This window comes from Curtobacterium sp. YC1 (assembly GCF_016267665.1).
In the GTDB taxonomy this organism is placed as follows: Bacteria; Actinomycetota; Actinomycetes; order Actinomycetales; family Microbacteriaceae; genus Curtobacterium.
In genome coordinates, this window is sequence record NZ_CP066341.1 from 1,444,932 (window position 1) to 1,460,268 (window position 15,337).

A 15,337-nucleotide genomic window follows, 5' to 3' on the forward strand; every position below is an offset into this window, starting at 1 on the left:
GAAGAGCCTCTCCGTGACGAGCAAGCACCACCAGGACGACCGCAACGAGCACGGGGCGCCCGTCCGCGTCCCGCTGACCTCCGCACAACGGGGGATCTGGTACGCCCAGCAGCTCGACCCGTCGAACCCGACCTACCAGATCGGGCAGTACCTGGACCTCCACGGCGAGCTCGACCAGCGGCTCGCGCGGATCGCGCTCACCAAGTCGGTGGCCGACCTCGATGCGCTCTCGACACGCATCCGGTCGGACGCCGAGGGCCCGTACGGGATCATCGAACGTCCGAGCCCGACCGACGAGGTCATGCAGGTCGTCGACCTGCGGCACCTCGACCCGGCCGCGGCTCGTGCCGAGGCGCTGGCGTCCATGGACCGCGAGATGGGGACGCCGCGGGACGTGCAGGGCGACGACCTGTTCGGCGCGGTCCTGTTCCAGGTCACGGACACCCGTTCGCTGCTCTTCCTGCGCGTGCACCACGTGCTGCTCGACGGGTACTCCGCGGTCATCGCGCTGCGGTACATGGCCGAGGTCTACACGCGGTTGTCGCGGCACGCGCCCTCGGGGCGGCTGCTGGACGTCACCGCGAAGCCCCTCGCGCACCTCGCCGCGCGCGTGTCGTCGCCGCTCCCCGGGCTCGACGACCTCCACCGTGACATCGCCGAGTACGAGGCGTCCGACCAGCGCGACGCCGACGAGGCCCACTGGCGCGACGCGCTGGACGACGACGCGACCGTGGCCGGACTCGAGGGGACCGCCGCGACGGCCGCGAGCTCGGTCGTCCGGGTGGCCGTGCCCCTCGACGACGCGCGCACCGCGCGACTGACGGCGCTCGGCCGCGACCTCCCCAAGACGGTCGTCGCGATCGTCGCCCTGTACATGTCGAAGATCACGGGCGAGGAGCGGGTCTCGCTCGGCCTGCCGGTCACCGCACGCCGCGGCAAGGTGGCGAAGACCACGCCCTCGATGCTCTCGAACATCCTCCCGCTCCGGATCGACGTGCCCGCGAACGCCGAGGTCTCGGACGTCGTCGCGCACGCCGGCGACGTCGTCCGCGGTGCCGTCGCGCACCAGCGCTTCCGCGTCGAGTCCCTCGACGGCGCGCCCCGCCACGCCGGACCGTCGGTCAACCTGCTGCCCGTCATCGACGAGATCCGGTTCGGTGACGCCGTCGGCGCGGTCGAGATCCTGTCGACCGGACCGGTCCACGACCTGTCCATCGTGCTGTCCGGCCTGTCGAGCGACGCCGCCGCCGCGACGCTGCAGCTCGAGGGGGACGCTGCGCTGCACACGACGGCGAGCCTCACCGAGCACGCCGACCGGTTGCTCGCGTTCATCGACCGCGTGGTCGACGGCCCCGAGGGGCTCACCGTCACGGACGCCGCGGTGGTGCACGAGGACGAGGTCGCGGCACTCCTCGAACAGGGAGCCGGCGACACCGTCACCCTCGATCCGGAACTGGTGCTCGAGGCCTTCGCCGACGTCGCCCGTCGACGCCCGGACGACCTCGCCGTGGTCGCCGACGACGGCACGAGGACGTTCGCGGCGCTCGACGCCGACGCCACACGCCTCGCACACCACCTGATCCGCGAGGGCGTCGTCCCCGGTAGCCGGGTCGCGGTCCGCATCGAGCGCAGCGTCATGCTGCCGATGCTCGTCCTCGCCGTGCTGCGGGCGGGCGCCGTGTACGTCCCCCTCGATCCCGAGTACCCCACGGACCGCGTCGCCGGGATGATCGAGGACTCGACCCCGACGATGCTCCTGACGAGCAGCGCCCAGCTCGCCCGTGACCGCGCCGCGGGTGCGCCCTGGCAGGTGCCCTCGCTCCCCGTCGACGCCGACACGGCGGTGTGGCACCGCCGGACGGACGACCCGAGCGCACTGCCGCAGACGGCCCCGGACGCCCTCGCGTACATCGTCTTCACCTCCGGCAGCACCGGACGGCCGAAGGGCGTCGGCGTGGACCGCACGGCCTTGCGGAACCTGTTCCAGCACCACCGCGCCGAGATGTTCGACCCGGCACAGGCACGACTCGGTCGGCCGTTGCGCGTGGCGCACACGGCCGGGCTGTCGTTCGACGCCGCGTGGGACCCGCTGCTCTGGCTCTTCGCCGGCCACGAACTGCACATCGTCGCCGACGACGTCCGGCGCGACCCGGAGCGCCTCGTCGAGTACTTCGTGCGGCACCGGATCGACGCGGTCGAGACCACCCCCTCGTTCGCCGAGGCGCTGCTCGCAGCGGGCATGCTCGACACTGACGTCCACCCCACCGAGATCGCCGTCGGCGGCGAAGCGGTCGGCCCGGCGCTGTGGGACGCGCTCGCCCACCGCGACGACGTGCACGCCGTCAACCTGTACGGGCCCACCGAGGCCACCGTCGACAGCCTCACCGCGGTGCTGGAGCCGGGACGCGCGCCGCACATCGGCTCGTCGGTCCGCAACACGCGCCACTACATCCTCGACGCCAGCCTCACCCCGGTACCCGACCGGGCCGTGGGTGAGCTCTACCTGGCCGGCACGAACGTCGCACAGGGCTACGTCGGGCAGCCCGGGCTGAGCGCCGAGCGCTTCGTCGCCGACCCGTTCTCCGCCGACGGTTCCCGCATGTACCGCACCGGGGACGTCGTCCGTCGTCGGCGTGACGGGTCCCTGCGCTTCGTCGGCCGCATCGACGACCAGGTCAAGATCCGCGGCTACCGCGTCGAGCTCGCCGAGGTCGAGGCCGCGATGGCCCGCCAGCCCGGCGTGGCCGTCGCCGCGGCCGTCGTCTCGGGCGAGGGGCCGGCCAGCCGCATCATCGGGTACGTCTCCTCCGACGGCGACCTCGGGGGCCTCCCCGCGGCCGTCCGGGACGGCATGCGCTCCGAGGTGCCCGACTACATGGTGCCCTCGGTCGTCGTCGCCCTGCGCGAGATGCCGATGACCCCGAACGGCAAGCTGGACCGTCGTGCGCTGCCGGCCCCCGAGCAGTCGACGACCGGCACGGTGCTGCCGCCGCGCAACGAGACCGAGCGCATCGTCGCCGACGTGTTCGCCGAGGTCCTGGACGTGCCCGTGATCGGGGTCGAGGACGACTTCTTCGCCGCCGGCGGGCACTCCCTGCTCGCCACCCGGCTCGCAGCGCGCCTGTCCGAACGGCTCGACCGGACGATCACCGTGCGGGACGTCTTCGAACGGCCGTCCGTGGCCGCCCTCGCCGGCGGCAGCGGCTCGCCGACCGGCCGCGAGTCCCGGCTGGCACGGACCACGCGTCCGGACGAGGTGCCGCTGTCGCTCACGCAGCGCCGGCTGTGGTTCCTGAACCGCCTGGAGCCGGACTCCGCCGCCTACAACATCCCCGTGGTGCTCCGTCTCGACGGCCCGCTCGTCGTCGAGGCGCTGCGCGCTGCGTTCGTGGACGTCGCGATGCGGCACGAGCCCCTGCGGACCATCGTGCCGCTCGCGGGCGACGAACCGCTGCAGCAGGTCCTCGAGGGCGCGGCCGCGGAACCCCCGTTCCTGACGGTCACGGTGCCCGAGGACCGGGTCGACGACGTCGTCCGCGACGAGGCGACCCGTCCGTTCGACGTGACGACCCAGACACCCCTCCGCGCGGTGCTCCTGCGCATCGACGACGACCGTCACGTCCTGGTCGCGACGATGCACCACATAGCCTCGGACGGGTGGTCCCTGGCACCGTTCGCCCGCGACCTCGGGACGGCCTACGCCGCCCGTGTCAGCGGGACCGAGCCGGGATGGCAGCCGCTGCCGGTGGACTACGCCGACTTCACGCTGTGGCAGCGGGAACAGCTCGGTGACGCCGACGACCCCTCGAGCGAGCTCGCCGAGCAGTTGGCGTTCTGGCGCACCACCCTCGTGGGTGCACCCGACGAGATCGCACTGCCCCGCGACCGTGCCCGCTCGATCGACGACCGAGGTGCCCGGCAGGCCGTCGGCGAGGTGGCGCTGACCCTCGACACCGCACGGCACGAGGAGCTCCGCCGGTTCGCCGCCGACCACCGGACCAGCCTCTTCATCGTGCTGCACGCGGCCGTGGCCGCCACCCTCCAGCAGCACGGCGCGGGTGAGGACATCGTCGTCGGGACGCCGGTCGCCGGCCGGACGGACCCGCAGCTCGACGAACTCGTCGGCTTCTTCGTCAACACGGTCGCGCTCCGGACCTCGCTCGTCGGCGACCCGAGCATCGAGGACCTGCTCGAACGGGTGCGGTCCGCCAACTCCGCGGCGTACGCGCACCAGGACGCACCGTTCGACGCGGTCGTCGACGCGCTCCGGCCGCCCCGCTCCGTCGGTCGGCACCCGGTGTTCCAGGTGATGCTGACGTTGCAGAACACCGAGCCGGCATCCCTCGACCTCGGCGACGTCGCCGTGTCGCTGCCCGCCCAGTCGACCAGCGCCGGGGTGAAGACCGACCTGCTCCTCGACGTGACGAGCCCGGACGGCGAGGACGGCGCACTCCTCGTGACGTTCGGGTACGACGCGACGCTGTTCGACGGACCCACCGTCGAGCGCCTGCGCGACGCCCTCGACCGCGTGCTCGCGGCGTTCGTCGCCGACCCGCTGCGTCGCCTGTCCGACATCCCGAACGTGGACGCCGAGACCGCCCTCGCCCTCGACCGGCAGGCGCGGGGGCGGACCGTCGACGTGACGGGGACCGTCCTCGACCGCCTCGACGCCACGGTCGCCCGCACCCCCGACGCCGACGCGCTCGTCGACACCGCCGGCACGACGTCCTTCGCCGAGCTCGCAGCGCGGACCACGGCCGTCGCGACCGGCCTGTCGACGCTCGGCGTCGGCCGGGGTGACCGCGTCGCCGTCGCCCTCCCGCGCAGTGCGGACGCCATCACGGTCGTGCTCGGGGTCCTCCGGGCCGGCGCCGTCGCGGTGCCGGTCGACGTCGCCTACCCGGACACGCGTGTCGGTCAGATCTTCGCGGGGGCGGAGCCGTCCGTCGTCGTCACGGACGACGCGGAACGCGCTCGCACGGTCGCCGCCACGGCGGGCGTGTCCGTGCAGGTCGTCCCGCCGGCGGACCTCGTCGGCGCGACCGGCCTCGGCACGCGGCCCGTCGCCCCGGAGCCGGAGGACGTGGCGTACCTCGTCTACACGTCCGGCACCACCGGGACGCCGAAGGGCGTGCAGGTGTCCCACGGGTCGCTCGCCAACGTGCTCGCGCAGCACGAGGACGCCATGATCCGGCCGGTCCGCGACCGCGTCGGAGGACGCACCCCGCGGATGCTGCACCTGTCCGGGCTCGGGTTCGACGCGGCGTGGGACCCGATCCTGTGGCTCGTCGCGGGGACGACGCTCGAGGTGGCCGACGACGCCACCCGGACCAACGCCGAGGCCGTCGTCCGCACCGTCGTCGGGCACGGCATCGACGTCATCGAGACCACACCGTCGTACGCCCGGCAGCTCGCCGCGGTGGGACTCCTCGACGCCGTGGCGGAGCACGAGGGCCACCTGACCGTCGCGGTGGGCGGCGAAGCGGTGCCGCCCGACCTGTGGGACCAGATCGCCGAGGCCGACCACATCGACGGTTGGAACCTGTACGGGCCGAGCGAGAGCACGGTCGACGCCGTCGTCGCCCGGATCGAACCGGGGGAGGTGACCATCGGCTGGCCGATCGCCAACGTCACGGCCCGGGTCCTGGACGACTTCCTGCAGCCGGTCCCGCCCGGGGTCGAGGGAGAGCTCTACCTGTCGGGCGGTTCCCTCGCGCACGGCTACCGCGGACGACCCGCAGAGACGGCCGGACGCTTCGTCGCCGACCCGCAGGGTGACGGGACCCGCATGTACCGGACCGGGGACGTCGTCCGCCGTCGCGCCACCGGGGAGCTCGAGTTCCTGCGCCGCGACGACGACCAGGTCAAGCTCCGGGGGTACCGGATCGAGCTGGCCGACGTCGCCCGGGCGCTGGAGCGGATCGACGGCGTCGAGGCCGCCGTGGCGCGCATCGTCGCGCCCGCCGGTCCGGACACCGCACGCCTCGTGGCGTGGGTCGTCGGGACGGTCGACGAGCAGGCCGTCCGACGGTCCGTGGCGGCCGACCTGCCCGACTACATGGTGCCCACGGCCATCGCGGTCGTGGACTCCATCCCGTTGACGCCGAACGGCAAGCTCGACACCGCCGCACTGCCCGAGCCCTCGTCGACCGGTGGAGGCGACCGGCCCGTGACCGAGGACGAGCGGACGATCAGCCGTGTCTTCGGCGACGTGCTCGGTGTGCACGACGTCGGCATGCAGGACGACTTCTTCGCGCTCGGCGGCCACTCGCTCCTGGCGGTCGGACTCATGGGACGGATCCGGGACGAACTCGGAGCCACCCTGCCGCTCCGGAGCATCTTCGACGCCCCCACCCCGGCCGGCCTCCTGGCGGCGGTCGGTTCCGCGGGGAGCACCACGCCGCAGGAGGAGCGGCACGATGCGCCGGCGCTCCGTGCGTGGGCGGCGGCGAACCCGCGACGCGACGGCGAGCAGCTGCCGCTGTCACCGAACCAGGCGCGGCTGTGGTTCCTCAACCGGCTCGACCCCGCCTCCACCGACTACTCCGTGCTGCTGCAGGCGACCTTCCAGGGCGACCTGGACGCCGACGCGTTCGCGGGCGCCGTCGACGACGTCGTCGAGCGTCACGAGGTCCTCCGCACGACCTACCCGGAGGTCGACGGTCGGCCGACGCAGCGCGTCCACGACGCGACGCCCGGGATCGTCACCGGCGACGCCGTCGACACGTCGGTCGGTTTCGACCTGACGGTCGACCTGCCGGTCCGTGCCGGACTCGTCGCGACGGGGGAGCAGCGGTGGCGCCTCGACCTGCTCATCCACCACATCGCCACCGACGGTGCGTCCCTCGCTCCGCTCGCGCGGGACATCGCCACCGCCTACGCCGCCCGGACCGGGAGCACCGCTCGCGCGCAGCGTCCACTCGAGGTGCAGTACGCCGACTTCGCGCGGATGCAGCGCGCGCTCCTGGACGCCGACGGCGGCCGGCACGACGCATCGCTCTCGGCGTGGGTCGAGCAGCTCGCCGGCATCCCGGACGAGCTCGACCTGCCCGCGGACGGACGGCGTCCGGAGTCGGTCACCCGTGCTGCCCGCCAGCTGCGGTTCACCGTGCCCGAGGACGTCGTGTCCGCACTGCACGCCGCCGCCGGGCAGGCGCAGGCCAGCGGGTTCCATGCCTGGCTCGCCGCACTCGCGGGCTACCTGCACCGCATCGGCGCCGGCGACGACGTCGTGATCGGATCGCCGTCGGCCGGGCGCTCCGACCCGGACACGGCGGAACTCGTGGGCTTCTTCGTGAACACCCTGCCGCTGCGCATCGAGATGGCGGACGCACCGCACCTGGTCGAGACCATCGAACGAGCACGGGCGGCGACCCTGCGCGCGATCGAGCACGAGTCGGTGCCGTTCGAGCGCATCGTCGAGGCGATGGCCCCGGAACGTCGACTCGGACGCCACCCGCTGTTCCAGACCATGCTCTCCGTCGAGGAGGACAGCGGGGTGGCGATCGCCCTGCCCGGCGTCACGACCGAGCGGATCGAACCGGACACCACCGGTTCGGCGAAGGTCGACCTGTCGTTCACCCTCCGCCCGCGCCCCTCCGGTGTCGTCGACGGCGTCCTGGAGTACGACGCGTCGATGTTCAGCGACGCCGCAGCGCAGGGGTTCGTCGACCGGTGGACCGCGTTCCTGGCGGGAGCGTCCGCCGCCCCGCGACTGCCCCTGCTCGACGTCCCCATCGACCCCGCCGCCGGACGGCTCGCCGCCTGGCCGGCGACCGCCACCGACGGGCAGGAATCCCTGCTCGAGGCGTTCGCCGCGTCGGTCGCGGCCCGCCCGGACACCCCCGCGATCGTCTCGGGGAGCCACTCCCTGACCACGGCGGAGCTCGATGCCCGCGTCGACGGGCTCGTTGCGAGGATGACGGCCGCAGGCCTCCGACGAGGCGAGGGCGTCGCGCTGCCGCTGCACCGCGGCGTCGACACCGTCGCCGCTCTGCTCGCGGTGTGGCGAGCCGGTGGGGTGGCCGCGCCGGTCGACGTGGAGCTGCCACGCGACCGGATCGCGACCATGCTCCGGACCGCCGCCGTCGCCCTGGTGCTGCACCACGGCCTCCAGGACGGCGCAGCCGACGCGGACGCGACCGCCGTCGACGTGGCGACCCTCGCCGCGTCCGATGCGGGCGTGCCGTCGCACCGGATGCTCCGGATCGACGGCGACGGCGACGGCGACCGCCACGGCGACGGCAACGACGCGTCGTCTCCCGTGGCGGCAGAGCGACGCGAGCCGGCGGCGCCGGCTGCCGACGACCCCGCCTACCTGGTGTTCACGTCCGGCACGACGGGCGAACCGAAGGCCGTCCAGGTGCCGCACCGCGCGCTGGCCGCGCTCCTGTCGAGCCACCGCGCGACGCTGCTGCCGGACCCCGCGGACCGACGCGTGCGCCTCGCGCACACCACCGGTGTCGGGTTCGACGCGGCGATGGACCCCGTGGTCTGGCTCGCCGCCGGTCACGAGGTGCACGTCGTCGACGATGCCACCCGGCGCGACCCCCGGGCGCTGGTGACGTTCCTCGCCGACCGGGCGATCGACGCCTGGGAGACCACGCCGAGCTACGTCACCGCACTCGCCGGTCAGACGGACCTCGGAACGCTGTTCGATAGCCGGGACACGGCCGACCCGTTCGTCCTGCTGCTCGGCGGGGAACCGCTCGACGCGGGGCTGTGGACGTGGCTGCGCGACCGTCCTGCGGTCGAGGCCTGGAACCTCTACGGACCGACCGAGGTCGGTGTCGACTCGATGGTCGCCCGGGTCGCGGACAGCACCACCCCGCAGCTCGGCGCGACGACGGTCTCCACCGTCGGCTACGTCCTCGACGCCCGCCTCCGCCCGACCCCGGTCGGCAGCGTCGGCGAGCTGTGGCTCGCCGGTGCGCAGCTCGCCCACGGGTACCTCGGCCGCGCGGGTGCGACGGCCGACCGCTTCGTCGCGGACCCCTTCGCAGCGGACGGCTCGCGGATGTACCGGACGGGCGACCTCGTCGTGCGACGGGACGCCGACGGGGACGACCGCCCCGCCGTCACCTCGTTGGGACGCAGCGACGGGCAGGTGAAGATCCGTGGTCACCGGGTGGAGCCGGGCGAGGTCGAGGCGCTGCTCCGCGACGCCGACGGTGTCGCCCAGGCCGTGGTCCGCCCGGTCGACACCCCTCGCGGCACCGAGCTCGGCGCGTGGGTCGTGACCGACGTCCCCGCCACCGACACCTTCCTCGGTGCCCTGTCCGACCGCGTCCGCTCCCGCGTCCCCGACTACATGGTGCCCGCGGGGATCGCGCCGATCGACGCGGTCCCGCTCACGCCGAACGGCAAGGTCGACGTGCGGGCGCTCCCCGAGCTCCGGCTCGGCGGGGGGACCGGCGCGGCTCCGAACGGACCGGCGGAACGCGCCGTGGCCGCGGCGTTCTCCGCGACGCTCGGCGTCGACGACGTCCGAGCCGACGACTCGTTCTTCGCACTCGGAGGGCACTCGTTCGTCGCACAGCCGACGATCCTGGCGATCAACGACGCGCTCGGCGCGGACCTGCCGGTGCAGGCGCTCTTCCAGGCGCCGACCGTCGCCGGACTCGCCGCCCTCGTCGAGTCCGGCGAGGCGGACGTCGCCGAGTCACTCCGGACGATCCTGCCCCTGCGCCCGACCGGGCACGGCACCCCGGTGTTCGCGGTGCACCCCGCGAGCGGCGTCGCGTGGAAGTTCTCGTCGTTCGTCTCGCGTCTGGCCACGACCCGACCGATCCTCGGCGTCCAGATGCCGGGCATCGCGCCGGACCAGCCCGAACCCCCGACGGCCGGATCGTTCGCGGAGCTGCTCACCGAGTACGTCACCGCCATCCGCGGTGAACAGCCGCACGGACCGTACCTGCTCGTGGGGTACTCGTTCGGTGGGCGACTCGCGCACCACATCGCGGCCCGGCTGCAGGAGGAGGGCGACGAGGTGGCGCTCCTCGCGGTCCTCGACGCCTACCCGACCGAGGCACCGGCACTCGCCGGCGTCGCGGACGCCGACGCCATGTGGCGTGGGTTCCTCGACGCGAACGGGGTGACGCCCCCGACGGACGACCTCGACGGTGACCGCGTGCTCGCGCTGCTCGCCGAGGCGGGGAACCCGCTCGCCGACGTGCCGGGCCACGTGGTCGACCGCATGGTCCGCCGGTTCCGTCGGCTCGGCGAGCTCCTGGACGAGGCGCCGGTCCCCGTCGTCGACGGCGACCTCCACGTGTTCGCCGCGACCGAGGACGTGCCGGCGGACCGACCCGCCCCGGAGGCGTGGGCGCGGTTCGTGACCGGGCGGGTGACGTCGAGCCCCGTCGGGGTCCGGCACCAGGACATGCTCGCCGACCGGGCGATGGACGACATCGCACCGCTGCTCGACGAGTTCCTGGCAGCGCCCGAGCGGACGGCGGGGCGGGGGACCGACCCGCTCGGATCGAACCGATCCGGCGCCGGCTCCGAAGACCCTGGTGAGACGACAACCGTCGCCGACACAGAGGAGGATCGACCGTGACGAACCCGTTCGACGATCAGGACGGCACCTTCCGGGTGCTGGTGAACGAAGCAGGACAGCACTCGCTCTGGCCGGAGTTCGCCGACGTCCCCCGAGGCTGGGTCGCGGTCTTCGGTCCCGCCGTCAAGGCGGACTGCACCGACTACGTGTCGGAGCACTGGCACGACATCACACCGTCCGTCGAGAGTCACCGCGTGGCCTCGTGATCTCCGTCCGAGGGATCACGAAGCGCTTCGGGAACCACCAGGCGCTCGACGGCGTCGAGCTCGAGGTGCCCGAGGGGACGGTCCAGGGGCTCCTCGGGCCGAACGGAGCCGGGAAGACCACGACCGTGCGCGTCCTGACGACCCTGCTGCAGCCCGACTCCGGGGACGCGTTCGTCGCCGGACGATCGGTGCTCACCGAGGGACACGCCGTGCGACAGCGCCTCGGGGTGTCCGGCCAGTACGCGGCGGTCGACGAGAAGCTCACCGGGTTCGAGAACCTGACGATGGTCGGTGAGCTCTACGGCATGCGCCGGAAGGACGCGAAGGCACGGGCTCGCGAGCTGCTCCGGGACTTCCGCCTCGACGACGTCCCCGACGACAAGCGAGCCGGCGCGTACTCGGGCGGCATGCGTCGACGCCTCGACCTCGCCGGCGCGATCGTCGCCCGGCCGCCGGTCGTCATCCTCGACGAACCCACCACCGGGCTCGACCCCCGCGGACGCCGGGACACCTGGGACGCGATCGAGTCACTCGCCTCGGGCGGGACGACCGTGCTCCTCACCACCCAGTACCTCGAGGAGGCCGACCAGCTCGCCGACTCGATCGCGGTCATCGACGGAGGACGCATCATCGCTGAAGGCACCGCCGCAGAACTCAAGACCCAGACCGGTGGGGCGCGCGTGGACATCCTGCTCGCACCGGGCAGCGACGTGGACCTGGCGGTCGACGCCGTCCGTCGAGCAGGCCACGGCGCGACCGTCGACCGGCGCGCCGGTCGCCTCACCGTCGGCGCGAGCGGCGGGAGCCGGGACCTCGTCGAGGTCGTCGGCGCACTCCACGCCGTCGGGCTGGAGACGACGGAGGCGGCCCTCCGGCAGCCGACGCTCGACGAGGTCTTCCTCCAGCTGACCGGCACGGCGCCCGCGACGGAGACGACCACCGACCAGTCGGCCTCGCCCGAGCGGGAACCGGTGACGGCCGGCGGGTCAGGGGAGGTGCGCCGATGAGTGTCGCGAGCGTCCTCCGCGACGGCCGCGTCATCGCGCGCCGGAACATGCTCGGGGTCCGCCGGACGCCCGGCGCCCTGGTGACCGGGGTCGCCCAGCCCGTCATCTTCGTGCTCATCCTCGGGTTCGTCTTCGCCGACGCGCTCGGGGGCGACGACTACCGCGAGTTCCTCATCGGCGGTGTCCTCGCACAGACCCTGACCTTCAACTCGTCGTTCACCGCGGTGTACCTGGCGAAGGACCTGCAGACAGGGCTGATCGACCGGTTCCGGGCACTCCCGATGTCACGCGTCGGCGTGATCCTCGGTCGCACGACCTCCGACCTGCTGACGAACACCATCTCGATCGTCGTCGTGATCGCCTGCGGTCTCGCGATCGGGTGGCGGGTGCACGCCGACCTCGGGTCAGTGGTGCTCACCTGCGGGCTGCTGCTCCTCTTCGCCTTCGCGACGTCGTGGATCGGCGCGTTCATCGCGCTGACCGCCCGCAGCGTCGAGGTCGCGCAGAGCCTGGGCCTCCTGTGGCTCTTCCCCGTCTGCTTCGTCTCCGGCGCGTTCGTCTCCGCCGACATGCTCCCGGGGCCGCTGCGCGTGGTCGCCGAGTGGAACCCGGTCACCGCGGTGGCGACCGCGGTGCGTCGCGGCTTCGGGAACGAACCGCCGTCCGGCTTCGCCGTCGGCCACGGGTGGCCCGCCGACAACGCGCTGCTCTACGCCACGCTGTGCTGCGTCGCGATCATCGCCGTCTTCGCGCCCATCGCCGTCGTGCAGTACCGGCGGATCAGCAAGCGGTGATCCACCTCCTGCTGGCCTCCGTGGACGACGTGCTCGACACGGGCGACCGCCTGCTCGGACGGACCGACGGCGCCGGTGCCTCGGCGCTCGTCGACGCGGCCGACCGCGCCGCTGCAGCCAGCAAGCGCGCGGAGTCCGACCGTCGTCGGACGCTCGCCGGCCGACTCGCGCTCCGGCTCCTGACCTGCGCCGTGCAGGGGCGCCCGGTGTCCGACGCGCCGTCGCTCCGCGTCGATCGCACCTGCGACCGCTGCGGAGCGCCGCACGGCCGCCCGCGCCTCGCGGAGCTCTCCGCCTCCACCTCGTCGTCCGGCCGCCTGGTCCTCGCCGCCGTCGCCGGCGACGCGGCCCGGGTCGGCGTGGACGTCGAGGAGTACCCGGAGCGCCTGTGGCCCGGCTTCGACGACTACGCCCTGCACCCGGCGGAACGGCAGACGGTACCGTCCGGCCGTGCCGGACTCGTCCGGAGGGTCCAGACCTGGACCGCCAAGGAGGCACTGCTCAAGTCGGTCGGGGTCGGCCTGCGCAGCGAACCGGCTGGGTTCCGGGTCGCCACCACCGCGTCCGCACGCGTCACCACGGCAGGTGGTCGCGACGGGTGGCGTCCGGTGGTGCAGTCTGACGACCCCGGGTTGGCGCGGGCCTGGACCACCGGCGTGGACGCCGGTGCGCGAGCGGCGGCTTCCGTCGCGGCGGCCGAGCCGACCGCGATCCGGACCTGGAGGATGAGCGGGCACGGGCCCGACACGGTCTCCGGTGCGCTCCTGCGCGCGCACGGCTCGGACGACGGTGCGGAGCAGCCGGTCAGCGCACCCGCTCAGGTCTGAGCTCCTCAGCGCCGGACGACGACCCCGGCCACCACCCGCAGCAGCAGTGCCACCGCACCGACCACGGCAGCCCCGACACCGATCACCACGAGGACCGCGGTGCGGACCAGCAGGTCCGTCCCGGACTCGTCCTGACGCAGCCCGAGCGTCGCCGCGGACACGAAGACGAACACCGCGGCGACGAGCAGCAGCACGCCGGTCCAGGTGACGGCACGGAGCGACGCCGGCACGGGCACGTGGTCGCTCGGTGTCGCCGGGCGCGCTCGAGCGCCCTCGGTCTCCCAGTCAGCGAGTCCGGTCATGGTGGTCCCCCTCGATCGACGTCACGTCGACACGATCGTAGGGCGCTCGACGTCAGGAGGGCACGATCTCCGATGCCGTTCGGCGCGCCACCCGCCGAACAGGCTACCCAGCGCCAGCGCCAGCGCCAGCAGCAGCAGCGGGAGCGGCGACGACCCCGAACCCGACCACCAGCGCCGCGAGCACGCCCACGCTGACGACCGAGCCGACGAGGACCGCAGCGATCGCGAACGGAGATCCGTGGTCGTGCTCCCGGTCCTGCGTGCCCGCGAGGACGAGCGCGATGACCCCGAGACCTGCACCTGCCGGCGGCAGGAGGAACGCGAGGATGAACGCGCCCACCGCGAGCGGCTTCACGCTGCTCGCCGGCCGCCGCCGCTCGCCTGTCACGGCCGCCCACCCGGACGCCCGGGACCAGGCCGAGCGTCGTCGCGCCCCGCAGATTCGCCCTCGCCGCCCGCCGGATCGACCCGATCGACCGGGTCGGCCCGGTCGATCCTGCCGAGCCGGTCGACTCCGCCCCGTTCGACTCCGCCCCGGTCGACCCCGTCGACCCCGTCGACCTCGCCGACCCCACCCACTCGGTCGTCCTCGATCTCGGCCCCGATCACCACGAGGGCGAATCCACGGTGTCCACGGCTCGCCCACACGGCGATCACCGACGTCGCCGCCAGCACGAACGCCGCCAGACCGGCCAACGGCACGTCGACCGCCAGCAGGGTTGCCCAGCCGCCGGAACCGAGGGCCCACCGGATCACCCGTCGCCCGGTGTCCGGCGAGGGTGCGGGCCGCAGCCGCACGACCAGTTCGCCGACGGTGCGCCCCGAGGCCGACACGACGACGAGCTGCACGACGGGTGCGACGAGGGAGCTCGCCCACAGCAGGGCGCCCAGCACCGGGTCGCCGGACGGACGACCGAGCAGCCCCCAGACCACGGCGATCCCGACGCTCAGGGTGCCGGACAGCAACCAGATGACCAGGACGTCGGACAGGATCCCCGAGAAGCGGCGCGCGGCGGTCACCGGACGGGGCACCTCGGCGTCCGTCGGACGGTCCGACCCCGCGACGAGCCCGACGAGCGGTGCGAGCAGGGTCCCGACGACGGCACCCGCGGTGTTCGCGAGCAGGTCGTCGACATCGAACAGGCGGTACGCGCACGGGTACAGGAACCAGTCCCCGGTGAGCTGCGTGGTCTCGATCAGGGCCGAGACGACGAACCCGGCCACCAGCCCGACGAGCAGGCCCGAAGGGACCCGGCGCCGTGCGACCGCGTGTCTGGCCAGCGCGCCGAGCGGCAGGAACAGCAGCACGTTGAAGAGCACCTGCGCCGACGCGGGGTTGGCGAGCAGGGAGCGCGGGCCGCTGATCCCGCCCTCCTTCGCTACGTCGTCGAGGAACGCGAGGGGGTGCAGCTGCGGTGTCGATGCCGACCGGCACGTGGTCGCGACGTCGTCGGGCAGGGGCAGCAGCGTGTAGGTGACCAACGCCAACGCGTACACGAGCGTGCCGAACGCCACGAGGGACCGCCGGGCGCCGAGCCGTCCGTGCCGGCGGTACTCCCAGGCCGTCCAGGGCACGAGCGCGGCGACCGCCAGGACCACACCGATGCCGAACGCGACGACCCCTGGCAGGACGGTACCCATGC

8 protein-coding genes are annotated in these 15,337 nt (G+C 73.7%); 5 read left to right on the forward strand and 3 right to left on the reverse strand.

Translation table 11 applies throughout. The features are described from left to right. The first annotated feature begins 13 nt into the window (after nt 1-13). Genes I8920_RS06865 through I8920_RS06885 form a run of 5 tightly spaced genes read left to right on the forward strand, consistent with a single transcriptional unit; the run spans nt 14 to nt 13,392 of the window. Complete coding sequence (locus I8920_RS06865; protein WP_198658380.1) at nt 14-10,558, forward strand: non-ribosomal peptide synthetase; 10,545 nt, start codon at nt 14-16, stop codon at nt 10,556-10,558. Continuing rightward, nucleotides 10,555-10,764 (forward strand): MbtH family protein, encoded by a 210-nt coding sequence (locus tag I8920_RS06870; RefSeq protein ID WP_198658381.1) that lies wholly within the window; start codon nt 10,555-10,557, stop codon nt 10,762-10,764. Before I8920_RS06865 ends, I8920_RS06870 begins: the two co-directional genes overlap by 4 nt. Next, nucleotides 10,761-11,771 carry an ATP-binding cassette domain-containing protein gene (locus tag I8920_RS06875; RefSeq protein ID WP_198658382.1) on the forward strand — a complete coding sequence of 337 codons (1,011 nt, stop codon included), beginning with the start codon at nt 10,761-10,763 and terminating at the stop codon, nt 11,769-11,771. Before I8920_RS06870 ends, I8920_RS06875 begins: the two co-directional genes overlap by 4 nt. Next, nucleotides 11,768-12,565 (forward strand): ABC transporter permease, encoded by a 798-nt coding sequence (locus I8920_RS06880; protein ID WP_198658383.1) that lies wholly within the window; start codon nt 11,768-11,770, stop codon nt 12,563-12,565. The genes I8920_RS06875 and I8920_RS06880 overlap by 4 nt, the downstream gene beginning before the upstream one ends. Beyond that, on the forward strand, nt 12,562-13,392 hold the full coding sequence (locus I8920_RS06885; RefSeq protein WP_198658384.1) for a 4'-phosphopantetheinyl transferase family protein: 831 nt from the start codon (nt 12,562-12,564) through the stop codon (nt 13,390-13,392). The genes I8920_RS06880 and I8920_RS06885 overlap by 4 nt, the downstream gene beginning before the upstream one ends. A gap of 5 nt (nt 13,393-13,397) precedes the next feature. Here the strand turns inward: I8920_RS06885 and I8920_RS06890 are convergent, their stop codons facing one another. The 3 genes from I8920_RS06890 to I8920_RS16285 all read right to left on the reverse strand — a co-directional run bounded on the left by I8920_RS06890 (nt 13,398) and on the right by I8920_RS16285 (nt 15,335). After that, nucleotides 13,398-13,694 (reverse strand): hypothetical protein, encoded by a 297-nt coding sequence (locus I8920_RS06890; RefSeq protein WP_198658385.1) that lies wholly within the window; start codon nt 13,692-13,694, stop codon nt 13,398-13,400. 103 nt (nt 13,695-13,797) lie between these two features. Further along, nucleotides 13,798-14,049: a hypothetical protein gene (locus I8920_RS06895; protein WP_198658386.1), complete on the reverse strand. Its 252-nt coding sequence runs from the start codon at nt 14,047-14,049 to the stop codon at nt 13,798-13,800. Between the two features lie 29 nt (nt 14,050-14,078). Continuing rightward, nucleotides 14,079-15,335 (reverse strand): VanZ family protein, encoded by a 1,257-nt coding sequence (locus tag I8920_RS16285; protein WP_198658387.1) that lies wholly within the window; start codon nt 15,333-15,335, stop codon nt 14,079-14,081. Nucleotides 15,336-15,337: the final 2 nt, after the last annotated feature.

What these genes read in the sequence shown, in the direction of transcription:
- I8920_RS06880 (WP_198658383.1), top strand. Translation starts at nt 11,768, where the DNA reads ATGAGTGTCGCGAGCGTCCTCCGCGACGGCCGCGTCATCGCGCGCCGG.
- I8920_RS06890 (WP_198658385.1), bottom strand. Translation starts at nt 13,694, where the DNA reads ATGACCGGACTCGCTGACTGGGAGACCGAGGGCGCTCGAGCGCGCCCG.
- I8920_RS16285 (WP_198658387.1), bottom strand. Translation starts at nt 15,335, where the DNA reads ATGGGTACCGTCCTGCCAGGGGTCGTCGCGTTCGGCATCGGTGTGGTC.